Genomic DNA, 20,503 nt, shown 5'->3' with positions numbered 1-20,503 from the left:
CACACGGGCCCCGTCCGCTCCGTGGACGCACCTGCCGCGCGACCTCTCCGGGCCGCGGGGAGCAACGGCTTCGCAGCCGCTCCCCGCGGCCTTCGCCTTGTCCGGATTTCGCTGCTCTTGAACACCCAAAAGGCGTGCTCCTGGGGTCCGTTGGGCACCATGTCCGAATGCGCACCGAACGGACGGTGTTGCTCCGCTGAGCCGACAGCGGAGTCCGGATAACGGGAATCGGACCCTCACATCACGGTTGCGCATCCATTCATCTGCGGGTCTGGCGGCTGATCGACGCGCCGATGAAGACTCCCCACCCAAGAGCCGCTCCGGACCTCGGGAAGGACCCGGCTCACCTGCCACACCGCTCCGCGCTCCGCCCTGCTCTCCGCACCGCACCGCACCGAGCACAGCACCTCCCGCACGTCCAGCACCTCTGCACCTCCCGCACCGCTGCACGTCCCGTGCGTCCCGCACACCCCGCACTTTCCGCAATCCCGCACCCCGGCACGCCCCTGCTGCGTGCCACGACGCAGTCCAGCGCCACTCCGCACCAACGCCGCCACAGCGGCGGGCATGGGCCGGCGACCCGCCGGCCGAGAGGGGTCCCCACCACGATGACGGCACCACTGCATGACACGAGCGCGGAAACCCCCGCACCCGTGTCCGTAGCCGATGTCCCGGCGAAGGCCATCGAGGGCCGTTCGCCCGGCCGTATCGCCTGGATGCGGCTCAAGCGCGACAAGGTCGCGCTGACCGGCGGCATGGTCGTGATCCTCCTGATCCTGGTGGCGGTGTTCGCGCCGCAGATCGTGAGCGTGCTGGGCCACCCGCCCAACGAGTTCCACGAGGACCTGATCGACCCGGACCTCGGCACGCCGATCGGCTCCTTCGGCGGCATGAGCTCCGAGCACCTGCTCGGCGTCGAACCGACCAACGGGCGCGACGTGTTCAGCCGGATCGTCTACGGCGCCCGCATCTCCCTGGTCGTCGCCTTCCTCGCCGCCTTCGTCTCCGTCGCCATCGGCAGCTTCCTGGGCGCCCTCGCCGGCTTCCTCGGCGGCTGGGTCGACGGCCTCATCAGCCGCACGATGGACCTGCTGCTGGCCTTCCCGCAGCTGCTGTTCACCATCGCCCTGGTCTCCGTCGTCCCCAACTCCCTTTGGGGGTTCGAGGGTTCGGGCGTCCGCATGGGCGTGCTGATCGTCGTCATCGGCTTCTTCGGGTGGCCCTACATCGGCCGCATCGTCCGCGGCCAGACGATCTCCCTGCGCGAGCGCGAGTACGTCGAGGCGGCCCGGAGCCTCGGGGCCGGCCGCGGCTACATCCTGGTCAAGGAGCTGCTGCCGAACCTGGTCGCCCCGATCCTCGTCTACGCGACGCTGATCATCCCGACCAACATCCTGACGGAAGCGGCCCTCAGCTTCCTCGGCGCCGGCGTCAAGCCGCCGACCGCCTCCTGGGGAAAGATGCTCTCCGACGCCGTCCCCATCTACCAGGACGACCCCATGTACATGGTGGTCCCCGGCATGACGATCTTCATCACCGTCCTGGCGTTCAACCTCTTCGGGGACGGGCTGCGCGACGCACTCGACCCCAAGGGCAGCTGAACCGCTTCACCGATTCACCCACCACTGGAGGTTGGACCACCGTGATCCGCAGAAAGCAGGCACTCGCGATCACCGCCGTGATCGCCGCCCTGTCGCTGACCGCCGCGTGCGGCGGCGGCGACGGCGAGAAGAAGTCCGAGGCGAAGGGCGCCGGCGGCGCCGCCTTCAACGCCGCCACCACCGGCGTGGTCAACCCGTCCACCGAGAAGGGCGGCGAGCTCAAGCTCTGGTCGCCGCAGGACGTCGACTACCTCGACCCGGCGCGTGCCTACTACGGCTTCGTGTGGAACATGCAGCGCCTCTACATCCGCCAGCTGCTCGCGTACGACAGCAAGCCGGGCGAGGCGGGCACGAAGCTCGTCCCGGACCTCGCGGAGGCCCTCCCGGTCATCAGCAACGAGGGCAAGACGTACACCCTCAAGCTGAAGGACGGCGTGAAGTTCGAGGACGGCACGCCGATCACCTCGAAGGACGTCAAGTACGGCATCGAGCGCGTCTTCGCGCAGGACGTGCTGTCCGGCGGCCCGACCTACCTGATGGACATCCTGGACCAGGGCCAGAAGTACCCCGGCCCGTACAAGGACACCGACCCCGGGAAGATGGGCCTGAAGTCCGTCCAGACGCCGGACGACAAGACGATCGTCTTCAACCTGGCGAGCGCCAACTCCGACTTCAGCTACCTGCTGGCCATGCCGTCCTCCTCGCCGGTCCCGATGGCCAAGGACACCGGCGCCACGTACACGAACAAGCCGGTCTCCACCGGCCCGTACAAGGTCGAGAGCTTCACCGCCGGCAAGGGCGCCACCTTCGTCCGCAACGAGAACTGGGACCCGAAGACGGACACCATCCGCACGGGCCTGCCGGACAAGGTCACCTTCACGGTGACGACCAACCCGGACGACATGGACGCCCGCCTGCTCTCCGGCGACATCGACCTCGCGGTCGACGGCACCGGCCTCCAGCAGGCCGCGAAGAACAAGGTCCTGAAGGACCCGAACCTGAAGAAGAACGCGGACAACCCCTTCACCGGCTACATCCGCTACTTCGCCTTCCCGCAGACGGTCGCGCCGTTCGACAACATCGAGTGCCGCAAGGCCGTCATCTACGCGGCCGACCCGAAGTCCCTGCAGACCGCCCGCGGCGGCCCGACCAGCGGTGACCTCGGCGCCAACATGCTGCCGCCCGGCGTCCCCGGCTCCGACAAGGGCTACGACCCCTTCGGCCTGACCAAGGGCCAGCCGCAGGAGGACAAGGCCAAGGAGGCGCTCAAGGCCTGCGGCAAGCCCGACGGCTTCGAGACCACCATCGCCGTGCGCAACAACCGCGCCCCCGAGGTGAAGACGGCCGAGTCCCTCCAGGCCTCGCTCGCCAAGGTCGGCATCAAGGCCACCATCGACCAGTACGACGGCAAGCTCTCCTCCTCCACGATCGGCTCGCCCGAGAACGTGAAGAAGAAGGGCTACGGCATCATCGTCATGGGCTGGGGCGCCGACTACAACTCCGGCTCGGGCTTCCTCCAGCCGCTCGTCGACGGCTCGTTCATCCTGCCGAACGGCAACAACAACTACACGGAGCTGAACGACCCGGAGATCAACGGGCTGTTCGACAAGGCGGCCGCCGCCGCGACGCCGGACGCCGCCGCGCCGATCTACGCCGACATCAACAAGAAGGTCATGGAGAAGGCGCTCTACCTTCCCATCAACTTCGACAAGGCCTTCGTCTACCACAACCCGCGTCTGACGAACGTCTACTTCAACGACTCCATGGGCAAGATCGACCTCGCCGTGATCGGCGTCGGCAAGTAGCCACCGGGCGAGTCGCCACGTAACAACAGGCAAGAGCCTTCACCGCACATGCGCTAGTCCGAAGGGCAGGTGAAGGCCGCAGGCGGCGGCTGCCGTCCCCACGAGGGGCGGCGGCCGCCCGCCCCGGCGGCCGACTGCAGTGCTCGTCTACCTCATACGGCGGCTGTTCAACGTCGCCGCCACGCTGCTGGTGGTCTCCGTGGTCACCTTCGGCATCTTCTTCGCGGTCCCCAAGATCACGGGCAGCGATCCGGCGCTCATGTATGCCGGCCGCGAGACCAACGAGACCGCCCTGGCGGGCATCCGCGTGAAGATGGGCTTCGACAAGCCCATTTCCGAGCAGTACCTGACCTTCGTCAAGGGGATCTTCGTCGGCCGCGACTACGACGGCGGCACCGAGACCACCCACTGCGAAGCGCCCTGCTTCGGCTACTCGTTCAAGACCGAGGCGCCCGTCTGGGAGACCATGGTCGACCGCATGCCGGTCACCCTCTCCCTGGCGCTCGGCGCGGCCGTCATCTGGGTGCTCGCCGGCGTGGCCACCGGCGTCGTCTCGGCGCTCAAGCGCCGCACCGCCGTCGACCGCACCGTCATGGTCGGCGCCCTCGCCGGCGTCTCCCTGCCGATCTTCTTCACCGGCATGGTCGCCCCCGCGATCTTCGTCTACAGCCTCGGCTGGCTCGACGTCTCCAACTACAAACCGCTCACCGAGGACCCCGGGGCCTGGCTCAACTCCCTGATCCTCCCCTGGATCACCCTCGCCTTCCTCTTCGCCGCCACCTACGCCCGCATCACCCGCGCCACGATGCTGGAGGTCCTCGGCGAGGACTACATCCGCACCGCCCGCGCCAAGGGCCTCAAGGAGGGCGTGGTCATCCGCAAGCACGCCCTGCGCTCCACCCTCACCCCGATCGTCACGATGTTCGGCCTCGACCTCGGCGGCCTCCTCGGCGGTGCCGTGCTCACCGAGACGACCTTCAACTTCCAGGGCCTCGGGACGGCCGCCGTCGCCGCCATCGGCCAGGGCGACCTCCCCGTGATCATGGGCGTCACCCTGCTCGCCGCGCTGTTCGTGGTGATGGCCAACCTGATCGTGGACCTGCTGTACGCCGTCATCGACCCGCGCGTGAGGCTGACGTGACCGAGAACCCCACCGCCGGATCCGGCGGCTCCGCCGCGACCACCGCCGGCCCCGCGTTCGTCCCCGAGCAGGCCGGCCCGCGCAGCGGCGCCTTCCTGTCGGTGCGCGACCTGAAGGTGCACTTCCCGACCGACGACGGCCTCGTGAAGTCCGTCGACGGGCTCTCCTTCGAGCTGGAGCGCGGCAAGACGCTCGGCATCGTCGGCGAGTCAGGCTCCGGCAAGTCGGTGACCTCGCTGGCCATCATGGGCCTGCACCGCACCGGCAACGCCCGCAGCCGCCCGCACATCTCCGGCGAGGTCGTCCTCGACGGCGAGGACCTCGTCAAGGCGGACGCCGACCACGTGCGCACGCTGCGCGGACGCAAGATGGCGATGGTCTTCCAGGACCCGCTGTCCGCGATGCACCCCTACTACACCGTCGGCAAGCAGATCGTCGAGGCGTACCTCACGCACCACGACACCGACAAGAAGGCCGCCCGCAAGCGGGCGGTCGAGATGCTCGACCGCGTCGGCATCCCCGAGCCGCACCGGCGCGTGGACGCCTACCCGCACGAGTTCTCCGGCGGCATGCGCCAGCGCGCGATGATCGCGATGGCGCTGGTCAACAACCCGGAGCTGCTCATCGCCGACGAGCCGACCACCGCGCTCGACGTCACCGTGCAGGCGCAGATCCTCGACCTGATCCGCGACCTCCAGCGGGAGTTCGGCTCCGCCGTCATCATGATCACGCACGACCTCGGCGTGGTCGCCGAGATGGCCGACGACATCCTCGTCATGTACGGCGGCCGCTGCGTCGAACGCGGCACCGCCGAGAAGGTCTTCTACGAGCCCCGCCACCCCTACACCTGGGGGCTGCTCGGCTCCATGCCGCGCATCGACCGCGAGCAGACCGAGCGCCTGATCCCGGTCAAGGGCTCCCCGCCCAGCCTCATCAACATCCCGAGCGGCTGCGCGTTCAACCCGCGCTGCCCGTACGCGGACGTGCCCGAGGGCGGCATCACCCGCACCCGCCGGCCCGAGCTGACCGAGGACGGCAGCGGGCACTGGTCGGCCTGCCACATGGCGCAGGAGGAGCGGACCCGGATCTGGACCGAAGAGATTGCGCCGAAGCTGTGACCGACATGACGAAGAAGGACACGGCCGCGGCGGACGCGCCGGAGGCGGCCGCCGGAGAGCCGCTGCTGAAGGTGACCGGCCTGGTCAAGCACTTCCCCATCAACAAGGGGCTGCTGCGCCGGCAGGTCGCGGCCGTCAAGGCCGTCGACGGGATCGACTTCGACGTCCGGCGCGGTGAGACGCTCGGCGTCGTCGGCGAGTCCGGCTGCGGCAAGTCCACGATGGGCCGGCTCATCACCCGCCTGCTGGAGCCCACCGGCGGCACGGTCGAGTTCGAGGGCCGCGACATCACGCACCTCGGGGTCGCCGGGATGCGGCCGCTGCGCCGCGACGTCCAGATGATCTTCCAGGACCCGTACGGCTCGCTGAACCCGCGCCACACGGTCGGCACGATCGTCAGCGCGCCGTTCAGGCTCCAGGGCGTCGAGCCGGAGGGCGGGCTCAAGGCGGAGGTGCAGCGCCTGCTGTCGCTGGTCGGCCTCAACCCGGAGCACTACAACCGCTACCCGCACGAGTTCTCCGGCGGGCAGCGCCAGCGCATCGGCATCGCCCGCGCCCTGGCGCTCAAGCCGAAGCTGGTCGTCGCCGACGAGCCGGTGTCCGCGCTGGACGTGTCGATCCAGGCGCAGGTGGTCAACCTGCTGGACGACCTCCAGGAGGAGCTCGGCCTCACGTACGTGATCATCGCGCACGACCTGTCGGTGATCCGGCACGTGTCCGACCGCATCGCGGTCATGTACCTCGGCAAGATCGTGGAGCTGACCGACCGCACCTCGCTGTACGAGAGCCCCATGCACCCGTACACCAAGGCGCTGCTGTCGGCCGTGCCCGTGCCGGACCCGCGCCGGCGGGGGGCGAAGAGCGGGCGCATCCTGCTCAAGGGCGACGTGCCCTCGCCGATCTCGCCGCCGAGCGGCTGCCGCTTCCACACCCGCTGCTGGAAGGCGACGCAGATCTGCACGGTGAAGGAGCCGCCGCTGGCGTCTCCGGTCGCCGGGCACCAAGTGGCCTGCCACCACCCGGAGAACGCCCCCGACCAGGCGCCCGGCGACCCGGCCCTGCCGGGTGCGGCGGACGCCCTGGCGGCGGTGACGCCCTAGACAGACGGCCCGCCTCTGGGGCACCTTCGTCCGGCGGCCCGGACACCGAGTAGCGGTCGGTGTCCGGGCCGCCGGCCTGTCCGCGGGGCCGTCCGGCGGGCACGGGAAGGGCGTCCTGCGGTCCGGCCGCGGGCGGGCGGCACAATGGGGCGGTGCTCCACGACCTCTTCCCGCCCGGCATCCAGCACGCCCTGGACCTCGCGGGCATCTTCGTCTTCGCCACCGCGGGCGCCCTGCTCGCCGTACGCAAGAACTTCGACGTCTTCGGCATCGCCGTCCTCGCCGAGGTGACCGCCCTGGGCGGCGGCCTCTTCCGCGACCTGGTCATCGGCGCGGTCCCGCCGGCGGCCTTCGGCGAGCTCAGCTTCTTCGTCACCCCGCTGATCGCCGCGGCCATCGTCTTCTTCCTCCACCCCGAGGTGCAGCGCATCAACCGGGCGATCAACGTCTTCGACGCCGCGGGCCTGGCCCTGTTCTGCGTGACGGGCACGACGAAGGCGTACGAGTACGGGCTCGGCCTGACGGCGTCGGCCGCGCTAGGGCTGGCCACGGCCGTCGGCGGCGGCGTCCTGCGCGACGTCCTCGTCAACGAGGTGCCCTCGCTGCTGCGCGACCGCGAGATGTACGCGGTGCCCGCGACCGTCGGCGCGGCGATGGTCGCCCTCTCCATCGCCTTCGACGCGCTGAACGCACTGACCACGGCCGCCGCCATCGTCACGACCTTCGTGCTGCGGCTGCTCGCCATGCAGTTCCACTGGCGGGCCCCGCTGGCCTGGAACCGTCGCTCCGCTGTGTCCGAGGAGCCGTGACCACCGCGTCACCCTGAAAAGCTACCGCTTAGTAGCCTTCGGTTGTAGGCTCGATCGCATGGCATACGCAGCAGCCCAGGCCTCCATCGGCGACAGCGAGTTCGACCGCGACACGACCATCACCGAGCGGGCCGGCGAGCCCGGGGTGTACGACGCCGAGCTCTCGGCCGGATGGACGATCATCACCGCCGTCAACGGCGGCTACCTGCTGGCCATGGTCGGCAGGGCGCTGGCGGCGGCCCTCCCGCACCCCGACCCCTTCACGGTCTCCGCCCACTACCTCACCTCCAGCGAGCCCGGCCCCGCCGTCATCCGCACCGAAGTCGTCCGCGTCGGCCGCACCCTCTCCACCGGCCAGGCCTCCCTGTACCAGTACGACGAGTCCGGCGCCGAGATCGAGCGCATCCGCGTCGTCGCCTCCTACGGCGACCTCGCCGCCCTCCCGGACGACGTCCGCACCACCGCCCTCCCGCCCGCGATGCCGCCGTACGAGGCCTGCCTCGGCCCGGAGGCCGGCCCGGCCCCCATCCCCGGCAGCAACGCCATCGTCGACCGGCTCCGCCTGCGGCTGGACCCGGCGACCGCCGGCTGGGCGCTCGGCGCGCCTTCCGGCAAGGGCGAGATGCGGGCCTGGTTCGAGCTGTCCGACGGCCGCGACGCCGACCCGCTGTCCCTGCTCCTCGCCGTCGACGCCCTGCCGCCGACCTGCTTCGACCTCGGCATGATGGGCTGGAGCCCGACGGTCGAGCTGACCGCGCACGTCCGCCGCCGCCCCGCCCCCGGCCCGCTGCGGATCTCCATCACCACCCGGAACCTCGCCGGCGGCTTCCTGGAGGAGGACGCCGAGGTCTGGGACTCCGAGGACCGCCTGGTCGCCCAGTCCCGCCAGCTGGCCCGCGCCCCGCGGAGCTGACCCGCTGCGGCACGGCCCGACGGCCCGGCCCCGGCCCCCGCTGACGGGGCCGGGGCCGACGCCGTCCGGCGGCCGGTCCTCCGGCGGGCCGGAGCGGGGGGCGGCGTGGGTCCCGGGCGCCCCGGGGCTCGTAGAATCGGGAAATCATGGCCTACCTCGACCACGCCGCCACCACTCCGATGCTCCCGGAGGCCGCCGCGGCGATGACCGCGCAGTTCGCCGCCACGGGGAACGCCTCCTCCCTGCACGCCGCCGGCCGGCGCGCCCGCCGGACCGTCGAGGAGGCCCGCGAGGCCCTCGCCGAGGCGCTCGGCGCCCGCCCCAGCGAGGTCGTCTTCACCGCCGGCGGCACCGAGGCCGACAACCTCGCCGTCAAGGGCCTCTACTGGGCCCGCCGCGCCCAGGACCCCGCCCGCACCCGGGTCCTCGCCAGCCCCGTCGAGCACCACGCCGTCCTCGACGCCGTCCACTGGCTGGCCGAGCAGGAGGGCGCCCGCGTCGAGTACCTGCCGGTCGACCGGTACGGCCGCGTCAGCCCCGAGGACCTGCGCGAGGCCATCGCCCGCAACCCCGGCGACGTGGCGCTGGCCACCGTGATGTGGGCCAACAACGAGATCGGCACCGTCATGCCGGTCCGCGAACTCGCCGAGGCGGCAGCCGAGTTCGGCGTCCCGCTGCACTCCGACGCCGTCCAGGCCGTCGGCCAGCTCGACGTCCGCTTCGGGGACAGCGGGCTCGCCGCGATGACCGTGAGCGGCCACAAGATCGGCGGCCCCTACGGCATCGGCGCCCTGCTGCTCGGCCGCGACCAGACGCCCGTACCCGTCCTGCACGGCGGCGGCCAGGAGCGGCACGTCCGCTCGGGGACCCTCGACGTGCCCGCCATCGCCGCCTTCGCCGTCGCCGCCGTCCTCGCCGCCGAGCGGCGCGAGCGGTTCGCCGCGGAGGTCGGACGGCTGCGCGACGAGCTGGTCCGCGCCGTGCGCGCCGCCGTGCCCGATGCCGTCCTCGGCGGGGACCCCGACAACCGGCTCCCCGCGAACGCGCACTTCAGCTTCCCCGGATGCGAGGGCGACTCGCTGCTGCTCCTGCTCGACGCCCAGGGCATCGAGTGCTCCACCGGCTCCGCCTGCACCGCCGGCGTGGCCCAGCCCAGCCACGTCCTCCTCGCGACCGGAACCGACCCGCAGCTGGCCCGCGGCACCCTGCGCTTCTCCCTCGGCCACACCTCCACCGAGGAGGACGTCGCCGCCGTGGCCGCCGCCATCGGCCCCGCCGTCGCACGCGCCCGCACCGCCGGGCTCTCCTGACGGAAGCCCGGTCAGGCGGGGCCCCCGGCCGCCACCTCGGCCCGCACCAGGCGCAGGTACCGGTCCCAGTCCCAGTGCGGCCCGGGATCGGTGTGGTCCGTGCCCGGCACCTCGGAGTGCGCCACGATGTGCTTGCGGTCGACCGGTATGCCGTACCGCCGGCAGATGTCGGCGGCGAGCCGCGCCGAGGACGCGTACATCGCGTCCGTGAAGTCCCGCGGCCGCTCCACGTAGCCGACGTGCTCTATGCCTATGCTCCGCTCGTTCATCGAGCGGTTCCCGGCGTGGAAGGCGACGTCCAGCTCGCGGACCATCTGCTCCACGTGCCCGTCCTGGCGGACTATGTAGTGGGCCGACGCCTTGTGCCACGGATTCCTGAACGCGTCCACCGACGAGGCGAAGCCGCCCTGCGTGACATGCACCACGATCCGGTCGACCCGGTAGTCGTCCGGCCGGTCCGCCAGCCGCCAGTTCGCCGGCGAGGCCGCCGTCCAGCCCGCGCCCGCGTAGTCCAGCTCGCCCTCCTTGCGCGGTTTGGACACCCCGGGCAGCAGCCACCACAGCCGCCGCACCTCGTCCGCCCCGGCCACGCCCGCCACGGCGGCGACGCCGAGGCCCCCGAACAGCACCGCCCGGCGCGTCCTGCCCCGGCCCGGCCCGCCGGCCGGCTTCCCCGCCTTCTCCCCGGTCCCCATGCGCTCACCCCCTGCCCCCGACAACGCACTGTGACCCCGCACGGTTCCCCCGTACCCTGGAAAGCGCTATGACTGAGAACCTGCCGCGCCCCGCCCGTCCCCTCCGCGTCCTGGCCGCCATGTCCGGCGGCGTGGACTCCGCCGTCGCCGCCGCCCGCGCGGTCGAAGCCGGGCACGACGTGACCGGTGTCCACCTGGCGCTCTCCGCGAACCCGCAGTCCTTCAGGACCGGCGCGCGCGGCTGCTGCACCATCGAGGACTCCCGGGACGCCCGACGCGCGGCCGACGTCATCGGCATCCCCTTCTACTGCTGGGACCTCGCCGAGCGCTTCCGCGAGGACGTGGTGGAGGACTTCGTCGCCGAGTACGAGGCGGGCCGCACCCCCAACCCGTGCCTGCGCTGCAACGAGAAGATCAAGTTCGCGGCGCTCCTCGACAAGGCCCTCGCCCTCGGCTTCGACGCGGTCTGCACCGGCCACTACGCGACGATCGTCGTGGGCGAGGACGGCACCCGCGAGCTGCACCGCGCCTCCGACATGGCCAAGGACCAGTCGTACGTCCTCGGCGTCCTCGACGAGAAGCAGCTCGCCCACGCCCTCTTCCCGCTCGGCGACACGATCACCACCAAGGAGGAGATCCGCGCCGAGGCGGAGCGCCGCGGCCTCGCCGTCGCGAAGAAGCCCGACAGCCACGACATCTGCTTCATCGCCGACGGCGACACCCAGGGCTTCCTCGCCAAGCGCCTCGGCCGGGCCGAGGGCGACATCGTCGACGAGTCCGGCGCCAAGGTCGGCACCCACGACGGCGCGTACGGCTTCACCATCGGCCAGCGCAAGGGCCTGCGCATCGGCCACCCCGCCCCCGACGGCAAGCCGCGCTACGTCCTTGACATCTCGCCGGTGAACAACACCGTCACGGTCGGGCCGGCCGAGTCCCTGGACGTCGGAGCCCTCACCGCGATCCGCCCCCGCTGGTGCGGCTCCACCCCCGCCGCCCCCGGCACCTACACCGCCCAGCTGCGCGCCCACGGCGGCGAGACCGAGGTCTTCGCCGAGGTCGTCGACGGCGAGCTGCGCGTCCGCTTCACCGAGCCGGTCCGCGGGGTGGCCCCCGGCCAGGCGATCGTCCTCTACGACGGCACCCGCGTCGTCGGCTCCGCCACCATCGCGACGACCACCCGCGCCGCCGCCGCGGTGTGACGCCGGGCGGCCGCCCCGCCCCCGCGGCCGCCCCAGCTTCCGGGCTCAGGCCACCGTCAGGACGATCTTGCCGGTGGTGCGGCCCTGCTCGCCGATCTCGTGTGCCCGCGCAGCCTGCTCCAGCGGCAGCACCGTGTCCACCATCGGCTTCAGCAGGCCGCGGTCCGCCAGGGCGGCGATCTCCTCCAGCCCCTTGCGGTCCGGCTCCACCAGCATCCAGGACGCGTGCACGCCCCGCTCCGCGGCCTCCGCCGGGACGTCGCCCGGCCCCGGAAGCGACACCAGCCGGCCGCCCGGCTTCAGCACCTCCAGGGAGCGGCGGGCCACCTCGCCGCCCAGCCCGTCGAGGACCACGTCCACCTCGGAGACGGCCTCGGCGAAGTCCTGTGCGCGGTAGTCGACCAGCTCGTCGGCGCCGAGCCCGCGCAGCAGGCCGTGCTTGGCGGCGCTGGCGGTGCCGATCACGTACGCCCCGCGCGCCTTGGCGATCTGCACGGCCAGGTGACCGACGCCGCCGGCCGCCGCGTGGACCAGCACGCGCTCGCCCGGCTGCAGGCCCGCGCCCTCGACCAGGGCCTGCCAGGCCGTGAGCGCCGCCAGCGGCAGCGCGGCCGCCTGCACGTGGTCCAGGGAGGCGGGCTTGCGGGCGAAGTGCCGGGCCGGGGCCGCCACGTACTCCGCGTAGCCGCCGGCCTGCCGCGGGAAGTGCGGCATGCCGTACACCTCGTCACCCGGGCGGTACACCGTCACGCCCGGGCCGACCGCCTCGACGGTGCCCGAGACGTCCCAGCCGACCATCGGGGTCTCGCCCCAGCCGATCAGGGCGCCCCCGGCCCGGGTCTTCCAGTCCACGGGGTTCACGCCGGCCGCGCGGACCCGGACCAGGATCTCGTTCAGGCCCGGCTCCGGCCGGTCCGCCTCGACCTCGGTGAGGACCTCGGGCCCGCCCCACTGGCTGATGACGACGGCTCGCATGGATGTCTCCTCGGTAGTGCTGTGCGGTGCTTCGTGCAGTTCCGTGCCGGTTCGCCCGGCCGGTAGGACCAGCTTCGCCGCCCGGAGCCCCGCGTGGTGGTGGCCGGAAGGCCACCATGTGACAGAATCTGGCCATGCACCGTGTCGCCGTACTCGCCCTGGAAGGCGTCGCACCCTTCGAGCTCGGCATGCCGTCCCGCGTGTTCGGCAACGCCCGCGCCGAGGACGGCTCCTTGCTGTACGAGGTCACCGTCTGCACCCCGGACGGCGGGCCCGTCGCCACCGACGCGGGCTTCACCATCGGCTCCGCCGCCGGCCCCGAGGCGCTCGCCGCCGCCGACACCGTGATCATCCCGCCGACCCACGCCATGCCCGGCCTGCTGCGCGGCGAGCCCCTCCCGGCCGTCCTCGCCGACGCCCTGGCCGCGATCCGCCCCGGCACCCGCACCGTCTCCATCTGCACCGGCTCCGAGGTGCTCGCCGCCGCCGGACTGCTCGACGGCCGCACCGCCACCACCCACTGGGTGCACGCCCCCGCCTTCCGCCGCGCCTTCCCGCGCGTCCGGCTCGACGAGGACGTCCTCTTCGTCGACGACGGCGACGTCCTCACCTCCGCCGGCGTCGCCGCCGGCATCGACCTGTGCCTCCACCTCATCCGCGCGGACCACGGCACCGCCGTCGCCAACCTCGCCGCCCGGCTGTGCGTCGTACCGCCCTGGCGCGACGGCGGGCAGGCCCAGTACATCGAGCGGCCCGTGCCGGAGCCGACCGCCGCCACGACCACCGCCACCCGGGCCTGGGCCCTGGAGCGGCTCGCCGAGCCGCTGACCCTCGACCGGCTCGCCGCCCACGCGCGGATGAGCCTGCGCACCTTCACCCGCCGCTTCCGCGAGGAGGCCGGCATGACCCCCGTCCAGTGGCTCACCGGCCAGCGCCTGGAGGTCGCCCGCCACCTGCTGGAGTCCAGCGACCTCCCCGTCGACCTGGTCGCCCACCGCGCCGGCTTCGGCTCCGCCAACTCGCTGCGCCAGCACATGCGCAGCGCCCTCGGCGTCTCCCCGACCGCCTACCGCCGCACCTTCCGGCCGGCCGACGGCCCGGCCGCCGGACAGGCCCGCCCCCGCGGTGCCCGCGCCGGGGCCGCCGAGCCCGCCCCCGCCGGCTGACCGATGCCCCGGTCCGGCGGGAGCCGCGCCCCGGACCTGCGAGCATGGGCGGTATGCCTACACACCTGATCACCGGAGCCGGGGCCGGCATCGGCGCCGCCGTCGCCGCCCGCCTGCACGCGCGGGGCGACGACCTGATCCTCCTCGCCCGCGACGCCGCCCGCGCCCGGCAGCTCGTCGAGCGCTACCCCGGGGCCCGCACCCTCGTCGGCGACCTCGCCGACCCCGACCGGCTCTCCTGGGCCTTCGACAAGCAGGCGCTGCCCGAGCGGCTCGACTCCCTCCTGCACATCGCCGGGATCGTCGACCTCGGGCCCGTCGGCGAGCTGCGCCCCAAGACCTGGCACCAGCAGCTCAACGTCAACCTGATCGCCCCTGCCGAGGTCACCCGGCTCCTCCTGCCGACCCTGCGCGCCTCCAAGGCGACCGTCGTCTTCGTCAACTCCGGCGCCGGCCTGAACGCCCACGCCGACTGGAGCGCGTACGCCGCCTCCAAGCACGGGCTGAAGGCGCTCGCCGATGCGCTGCGGGCCGAGGAGCGCGCCAACGGCATCCGCGTCACCTCCGTCTACCCCGGCCGCACCGCCACCGCCATGCAGGCCAAGGTGCACTCCCAGGAGGGCAGGGAGTACGACCCCTCCGCCTGGATCGACCCGGAGTCCGTGGCCACCACCATCCTGATGGCCCTCGACCTGCCGCGCGACGCCGAGGTGAACGACCTGACCGTGAGGCCGGGCCGGTGACCGCGAACGCCACCGGGGTCGGCTCCCTTCCCGGCGGCGACGCCCGCGAGGCCGCCAAGACCGCCACCGGCTCCTTCGAGGACTTCCCCTACCTGCCCGAGCTGCCCGCCCGCGGCCCCGGCGCCGACATGATCGGCCGCTCGCTCGGCCTGCTCGTCGACCTGTACGCGCACGTCGAGCCCAGCGGCTGGCGCGTCAGCGACCGCCCCGGCCGCGACACCCGGCGCGCCCGGTCCTGGCTCGGCGAGGACCTCGACGCCCTCGAGGAGTTCACCCAGGGCTACGAGGGGCGCCTCAAGGTGCAGGCCGTCGGCCCGTGGACGCTCGCCGCCGCGCTGGAGCTGCACGGCGGCGAGGCCGCCCTCCAGGACCCCGGCGCCTGCCGCGACCTGGCCGCCTCCCTCGCCGAGGGGCTGCGCGGACACCTCGCCGACGTCCGCAGGCGGATTCCCGGCGCCGAGATCGTCCTCCAGTTCGACGAGCCGTCGCTCACCGCCGTCCTCACCGGCCGGGTCCGCACCGCCAGCGGCTACCGCACCTACCGGGCCGTGGACCGGCAGGTCGTCGAGGGGACCCTGCGCGAGCTGTTCGCCGTCCACGACGGGGACGTCGTCGTCCACTCCTGCGCCCCCGGCGTCCCCTTCGACCTGCTCCGCCGCGCCGGCGCCAACGCGGTCTCGTTCGATTTCTCGCTGCTCACGGAGCGCGAGGACGAGGCCGTCGGCGAGGCCGTCGAAAGCGGTGTGCGGCTCTTCGCCGGAGTGGTGCCGGGCACCGATGCCCCGTTGTCGGACCCGGGCGGTAGCGTCATGGGTGTCAGGAAGCTTTGGCGCAGGCTGGGGCTGGCCCCGGGCACCCTCGCGGAGTCCGTCACGGTCACCCCGTCGTGCGGCCTCGCGGGCGCCTCGCCCGCCTACGCCCGCGCGGTGCAGGCCCACTGCGCCCGCGCGGCGAGGTCACTCGCCGACAACCCTGAGTGACGGACCGAGACGGGCCACGGGAGGACACGGCATGGCAGCCGAACAGCAGGACACGGCGGTACCGGCGGCGGTGCGCGAGCAGCACGCGCTGCTGGCCGAGCAGGTCGAGGAGCACCGCTTCCGGTACTACGTGAACGACCAGCCGGTCGTCAGCGACGCCGAGTTCGACCGGCTGCTGCGCTCGCTGGAGGCGCTCGAGGAGCAGTACCCGGAGCTGCGCACGCCCGATTCGCCGACCCAGAAGGTCGCCGGTGCGTACGAGACGGACTTCGCCTCCGTCGTGCACCGCGAGCGCATGCTCTCCCTCGACAACGCCTTCGACGACGAGGAGCTGTCCGCCTGGGCGGACCGCGTCGCCCGGGACGTGGGCACCCCCGACTTCCACTACCTGTGCGAGCTCAAGGTGGACGGCCTCGCGGTCAACCTCACCTACGAGAAGGGCCGGCTGACCCGCGCCGCCACCCGCGGCGACGGCCGCACCGGCGAGGACATCACGCCCAACGTCCGCACCATCGCGGAGGTTCCCGACCGCCTCTCCGGCGACCGGATCCCCGACGTCGTCGAGATCCGCGGCGAGGTCTTCTTCCCGATGGAGAAGTTCGAGGAGCTCAACGCCCGCCTCGTCGCCGTCGGCGACAAGCCGTTCGCCAACCCGCGCAACGCGGCGGCCGGTTCGCTGCGCCAGAAGGACCCCAAGGTCACCGCGACCCGCCCGCTGCACATGGTGGTGCACGGCATCGGCGCCCGCGAGGGCTTCGAGATCGCCACCCTGTCGCAGGCGTACGGGCTGCTGCGCGAGTGGGGCCTGCCCACCGCGCGGCACAACCGGGTCGTGTCCTCCCTGGCCGAGGTCCGCGAGTTCATCGCCCACTTCGGCGAGCACCGCCACTCCGTGGAGCACGAGATCGACGGCGTCGTCGTCAAGCTCGACGAGATCCCGCTCCAGGGCCGGCTCGGCTCCACGGCGCGCGCCCCGCGCTGGGCCATCGCGTGGAAGTACGCCCCCGAGGAGGTCAACACCAAGCTCGTCGACATCAAGGTCGGCGTCGGCCGCACCGGGCGCGTCACCCCGTACGCGCAGGTGGAGCCCGTGACGGTGGCGGGATCCGAGGTGGAGTTCGCGACCCTGCACAACCAGGAGGTCGTCAAGGCCAAGGGCGTCCTCATCGGCGACACCGTGGTCCTGCGCAAGGCCGGGGACGTCATCCCCGAGATCCTCGGCCCCGTCGTGGACCTGCGCGACGGCACCGAGCGGGAGTTCGTGATGCCCGCCGAGTGCCCCGAGTGCGGCACGCCGCTGCGCGCCATGAAGGAAGGCGACATCGACCTGCGCTGCCCCAACGCGCAGACGTGCCCCGCCCAGTTGCGCGAGCGGCTGTACTACCTCGCGGGCCGGCAGTGCCTCGACATCGAGAACTTCGGGGCCGTCGCCGCGGCCGCGCTCACCAACCCGCTGGAGCCGGCCGAGCCGCCGATGCGCGACGAGGGCGACCTGTTCGACCTCACGATCGAGCAGCTGCTGCCGATCAAGGCGTACGTCCTCGACGCCGACAGCGGGCTGCCCAAGCGCGACCCGAAGACCGGCGAGGAGAAGATCGTCACGGTCTTCGCCAACCAGAAGGGCGAACCGAAGAAGAACGCCCTCGCGATGCTGGAGAACATCGCCGCGGCCAAGGACCGGCCGCTGGCCCGCTTCATCAACGGCCTCTCCATCCGGCACGTCGGCCCCGTCGCCGCGGAGACGCTGGCGCGCGCCTTCCGGTCGATCGACCGGATCGAGCAGGCGAGCGAGGAGGAGCTGGCCGCCACCGAGGGCGTCGGGCCCATCATCGCGGCCGCCGTCAAGGAGTGGTTCGCGGTCGACTGGCACCAGGAGATCCTGCGCAAGTGGCGGGCCGCCGGCGTGCGGATGGAGGACGAGGGCTCCGGCGAGGACGAGGGCCCGCGCCCGCTCGAAGGCCTCACCGTCGTCGTCACCGGCACCCTGCAGCACCACACCCGCGACGGCGCCAAGGAAGCCCTCCAGAGCCGCGGCGCCAAGGTCACCGGCTCGGTCTCGAAGAAGACCTCCTTCGTCGTCGTCGGCGAGAACCCCGGCTCGAAGTACGACAAGGCCGTGCAGTTGAAGCTGCCCGTCCTCGACGAAGCGGGCTTCGCCGTCCTGCTGGAGCAGGGACCGGACGCGGCGCGCGAGGCCGCGCTCCCGGCCGAGGGCGGTGCCGCGGCGGCCCCGGCGGCCGAACAGGCCGAATAGCACCCCCGGGCCGTCCGCACACCGCAGGCGGCGCCGGTGGACGGATGCGTGGCGTGCGGCCGTGCGGGCGGGCGCACGCCCGGCGCGGCAGCCGGTGCCAAACGGCCGGTACAGGGCTGTTGGCAGGGCGGTGACCTGTCGGATCATCGGACGGGTAAGCCGGGGGGTCTGGTCCCAACTCACCTGTTCGGCGGATACCGTACTGATGAGGATGGCTGGGTCGCGATCGGGCAACCGCCGCCGACCGCTGCCCCTGGGAGCCTCTCGCGTCCTACTGTTGAGGGGTGCGCCTGTCGTGCACGGCTGCGCGGTGCGATGCCAGCCGTGATGGCATGACATCGGGGCCATCGCGTGACATCGGCACAGCCGGCTGTGAGAGGGACGGGCATGAAACCCACCGATAGCGCCGACCCGTCACCTGATGTCGGCGGGGAGATCCCGCCCATGCGGACGGGACGGCCGGGCGTCCGGCGCGCCAGGACGCCCGACACCCGCCCGCTCGACACGGGGACCGGGCAGCAGGGGACCGCGCGGCGCACCGTGCTGCCGGTCGCGGTGGTCGGCCTGGCCGCCGTCCTCCTCGCGGCGGGCATCGCCGCAGCGCTGATCGACCGTCAGGCGCTGTTCCCCGGCGGCGCGGTCGGCTGGGCCCTCGCCCTGCTCACGGGCATCATCGTCGGCCACCTGGTCGCCCTCGGCCGCGACCGCTGGTGGGGCGGCACCGGATCTGGCGCGGCCCTGACCCTCGGCGTGCTCATCCTCTACGGCTGGCTGCCCGCCGGGCTCGTCTCGCTCTCCGTCGTCTCGCTGGTGTGGGCCGCGCGCCGGCACCGCTGGCGCCAGGGGCTGCTGCACGGCGCCGCGGACATCCTCGGCATCGGCGCCGGCGCCCTCGTCCTCGCCGCTTTCGGGGAGGCGCCCACGGTCGAGTCCCCGTGGACGCCGGACACCTGGGGCCTCCAGGCCGCGCCCGAGGTGGTCCTGGTCGCCGTCGCCTACCTGCTGGTCACCCGCCTCCTGCTGTGGTTCGCGCTGGGGCGGCGCGGCGGGGGCCTGCGCACCGCCGCCCGCACGGCCCTGCTGCGGCAGGCCTTAGTCGCGGTCGCCCTGCTCGGCATCGCCCCGCTGATCTGCGTCGTCGCCGTCGCGCAGCCCGTCCTGCTGCCGCTGTTCGCCGTGCCGCTGATCGCCCTGGACTCCACCCTGCGGATCGCCCGCGCCCGCGCCGAGGAGCAGCTGCGCGACCCGCTGACCGGGCTGCCGAACCGGCAGTGGCTGCTGGAGCGCACCTGGTCCGCGCTGGACGAGGCTGAACGTTTGGGCACCCGCTCGGCCCTCGTGCTGATCGACCTGGACCGCTTCCGCGCCGTCAACGACACCCTCGGCCACCTGGCCGGTGATCGCCTGCTGCTCCAGATCGCCGAGCGGCTCCACCAGGCCCTGCCCGGGGAGGCGGAGGCCGCCCGGCTCGGGGGCGACGAGTTCGCCGTCCTCCTGCCCGTCGCCGACTCCGCCACCAGCGCCCAGCGCGTCGCCCGGCACCTCGTCGCCGAGCTCAGCTCCCCCCTGGACCTGGACGGCCTCACCCTCGTCCTGGAGGCCAGCGCCGGCCTCGCCGTCTTCCCCGACCACGCGCTCGACGCCGAGGGGCTGCTGCGGCGCGCCGACGTGGCCATGTACCAGGCCAAGCGGGACCGCACCGGGGTGGAGGTGTACGAGTCGAAGCGGGACAGCAACACGCCCGACCGCCTCGGCCTCCTCGGCGATCTGCGCCGCGCCCTCGACGCGGGCGAGGTCGAGCTGCACTACCAGCCGAAGGTCCGCTTCGACGGCCAGGTGGCCGGCCTGGAGGCCCTGGTGCGCTGGGTGCACCCGGAGCGCGGGCGGGTCCCTCCCGACGAGTTCATCGCGATCGCCGAGACCTCCGGGCTGATGCCCCACCTGACCGAGTACGTCCTGGAGACCGCCCTGGCCCAGGTGGCCCGCTGGCGGGCGCAGGGCCTGAAGGTCCCGGTCGCCGTCAACGTCTCGCCCCGCGACGTCCACACCCCCGGCTTCGCCGGCGCCGTCGCGGCCCGCCTCGCCCGGCACGGCGTCCCCGCGAGCGGCCTGCAGCTGGAGATAACGGAGCACGTCCTGCTGGAGGACCCGCAGCGGGCCGCCGACACGATGGCCGGCCTGACCGGGCACGGCGTGAAGATGTCGCTGGACGACTTCGGCACCGGCTACTCCTCGCTCGTCCACCTGCGCCGGCTGCCGGTCAGCGAGCTGAAGATCGACCGCTCGTTCGTGGCACGGCTCGCGGTCGACGCGCAGGACGCGGAGATCGTCCGCTGCACCGTCGACCTGGCGCACTCGCTCGGCCTGCTCGTCGTCGCCGAGGGCGTGGAGGACGACGAGACCTGGGAGCGGCTGCGCGACCTCGGCTGCGACGCCGTCCAGGGGTGGCTCGTCGCGGCCGCCATGCCGCCGCAGGAGGCCACCGCGTGGCTGCTGGCCCGCGGCGAGCGCGGCTGGCGCCGGCCGGCGGACATCACCCGCGAGCTCTCGCCGGCCCCCGCGCCCGCGGAGTCGCCGGCGCCGTAGCGTGCCCCGACCGGGCCCCCGGGCCCGGCGGGCCGCCCGCGGTGCGGTCCGCCCGCCGGGGCCGGCGGCCGCCCCGGGGGCAAAGGGTGTCGTGGCCCCGGGGCCCCG

The 20,503-nt window shown here is 73.1% G+C and carries 16 protein-coding genes; 14 read left to right on the top strand and 2 right to left on the bottom strand.

The window, feature by feature from the left end; all coding sequences use genetic code 11:
* The first annotated feature begins 608 nt into the window (after positions 1 to 608).
* The 8 genes from IE170_RS10660 to IE170_RS10625 all read left to right on the top strand — a co-directional run bounded on the left by IE170_RS10660 (position 609) and on the right by IE170_RS10625 (position 9,797).
* Positions 609 to 1,601 (top strand): ABC transporter permease, encoded by a 993-nt coding sequence (locus tag IE170_RS10660; RefSeq protein ID WP_189809087.1) that lies wholly within the window; start codon positions 609 to 611, stop codon positions 1,599 to 1,601.
* A gap of 41 nt (positions 1,602 to 1,642) precedes the next feature.
* Positions 1,643 to 3,406, top strand: coding sequence for an ABC transporter substrate-binding protein (locus IE170_RS10655; RefSeq protein WP_189809086.1), 1,764 nt, complete (start codon positions 1,643 to 1,645; stop codon positions 3,404 to 3,406).
* Between the two features lie 139 nt (positions 3,407 to 3,545).
* Positions 3,546 to 4,547, top strand: a complete 1,002-nt coding sequence (locus tag IE170_RS10650) for an ABC transporter permease (protein ID WP_189809085.1) — start codon at positions 3,546 to 3,548, stop codon at positions 4,545 to 4,547.
* A gap of 95 nt (positions 4,548 to 4,642) precedes the next feature.
* Positions 4,643 to 5,665: an ABC transporter ATP-binding protein gene (locus tag IE170_RS10645; protein ID WP_223857032.1), complete on the top strand. Its 1,023-nt coding sequence runs from the start codon at positions 4,643 to 4,645 to the stop codon at positions 5,663 to 5,665.
* 5 nt (positions 5,666 to 5,670) lie between these two features.
* The gene (locus tag IE170_RS10640; RefSeq protein WP_189809083.1) at positions 5,671 to 6,765 is read left to right on the top strand and encodes an ABC transporter ATP-binding protein; all 1,095 of its coding nucleotides are present in this window, start codon (positions 5,671 to 5,673) and stop codon (positions 6,763 to 6,765) included.
* Positions 6,766 to 6,917: 152 nt separating this feature from the next.
* Positions 6,918 to 7,574 (top strand): trimeric intracellular cation channel family protein, encoded by a 657-nt coding sequence (locus IE170_RS10635; RefSeq protein WP_189809082.1) that lies wholly within the window; start codon positions 6,918 to 6,920, stop codon positions 7,572 to 7,574.
* Between the two features lie 58 nt (positions 7,575 to 7,632).
* Positions 7,633 to 8,487, top strand: a complete 855-nt coding sequence (locus IE170_RS10630; protein ID WP_189809081.1) for a thioesterase family protein — start codon at positions 7,633 to 7,635, stop codon at positions 8,485 to 8,487.
* A gap of 146 nt (positions 8,488 to 8,633) precedes the next feature.
* Entirely contained in the window at positions 8,634 to 9,797 is a 1,164-nt protein-coding gene (locus IE170_RS10625) for a cysteine desulfurase family protein (RefSeq protein ID WP_189809080.1), read from the top strand.
* A gap of 11 nt (positions 9,798 to 9,808) precedes the next feature.
* Here the strand turns inward: IE170_RS10625 and IE170_RS10620 are convergent, their stop codons facing one another.
* Positions 9,809 to 10,492, bottom strand: a complete 684-nt coding sequence (locus IE170_RS10620) for an N-acetylmuramoyl-L-alanine amidase (RefSeq protein WP_189809079.1) — start codon at positions 10,490 to 10,492, stop codon at positions 9,809 to 9,811.
* 68 nt (positions 10,493 to 10,560) lie between these two features.
* Here IE170_RS10620 and mnmA point away from each other — a divergent pair, with 68 nt between their 5' ends.
* Positions 10,561 to 11,691 carry a tRNA 2-thiouridine(34) synthase MnmA gene (mnmA, locus tag IE170_RS10615; RefSeq protein WP_189809078.1) on the top strand — a complete coding sequence of 377 codons (1,131 nt, stop codon included), beginning with the start codon at positions 10,561 to 10,563 and terminating at the stop codon, positions 11,689 to 11,691.
* 45 nt (positions 11,692 to 11,736) lie between these two features.
* On the opposite strand, the gene IE170_RS10610 is transcribed toward mnmA, so the two are convergent.
* A complete protein-coding gene (locus tag IE170_RS10610; RefSeq protein ID WP_189809077.1) occupies positions 11,737 to 12,666 on the bottom strand; it encodes an NADP-dependent oxidoreductase in 930 nt (309 codons plus the stop codon).
* Positions 12,667 to 12,800: 134 nt separating this feature from the next.
* Between IE170_RS10610 and IE170_RS10605 the strand changes: the two genes are divergently transcribed.
* From IE170_RS10605 to IE170_RS10585, 5 genes are all read left to right on the top strand, one after another.
* Positions 12,801 to 13,832 (top strand): GlxA family transcriptional regulator, encoded by a 1,032-nt coding sequence (locus IE170_RS10605; RefSeq protein ID WP_189809076.1) that lies wholly within the window; start codon positions 12,801 to 12,803, stop codon positions 13,830 to 13,832.
* Between the two features lie 53 nt (positions 13,833 to 13,885).
* Positions 13,886 to 14,575, top strand: a complete 690-nt coding sequence (locus IE170_RS10600; RefSeq protein ID WP_189809075.1) for an SDR family oxidoreductase — start codon at positions 13,886 to 13,888, stop codon at positions 14,573 to 14,575.
* Positions 14,572 to 15,555, top strand: coding sequence for a methionine synthase (locus tag IE170_RS10595; RefSeq protein WP_189809074.1), 984 nt, complete (start codon positions 14,572 to 14,574; stop codon positions 15,553 to 15,555). Before IE170_RS10600 ends, IE170_RS10595 begins: the two co-directional genes overlap by 4 nt.
* A gap of 31 nt (positions 15,556 to 15,586) precedes the next feature.
* Complete coding sequence (gene ligA, locus IE170_RS10590; protein WP_189809073.1) at positions 15,587 to 17,809, top strand: NAD-dependent DNA ligase LigA; 2,223 nt, start codon at positions 15,587 to 15,589, stop codon at positions 17,807 to 17,809.
* 387 nt (positions 17,810 to 18,196) lie between these two features.
* On the top strand, positions 18,197 to 20,395 hold the full coding sequence (locus IE170_RS10585) for a putative bifunctional diguanylate cyclase/phosphodiesterase (protein ID WP_189809072.1): 2,199 nt from the start codon (positions 18,197 to 18,199) through the stop codon (positions 20,393 to 20,395).
* Positions 20,396 to 20,503 lie beyond the last annotated feature (108 nt).

This window comes from Streptomyces toxytricini (assembly GCF_014649915.1).
GTDB classification, from domain to species: Bacteria; Actinomycetota; Actinomycetes; order Streptomycetales; family Streptomycetaceae; genus Streptomyces; species Streptomyces toxytricini.
This window is presented reverse-complemented; position numbering and strand designations above follow the sequence as displayed.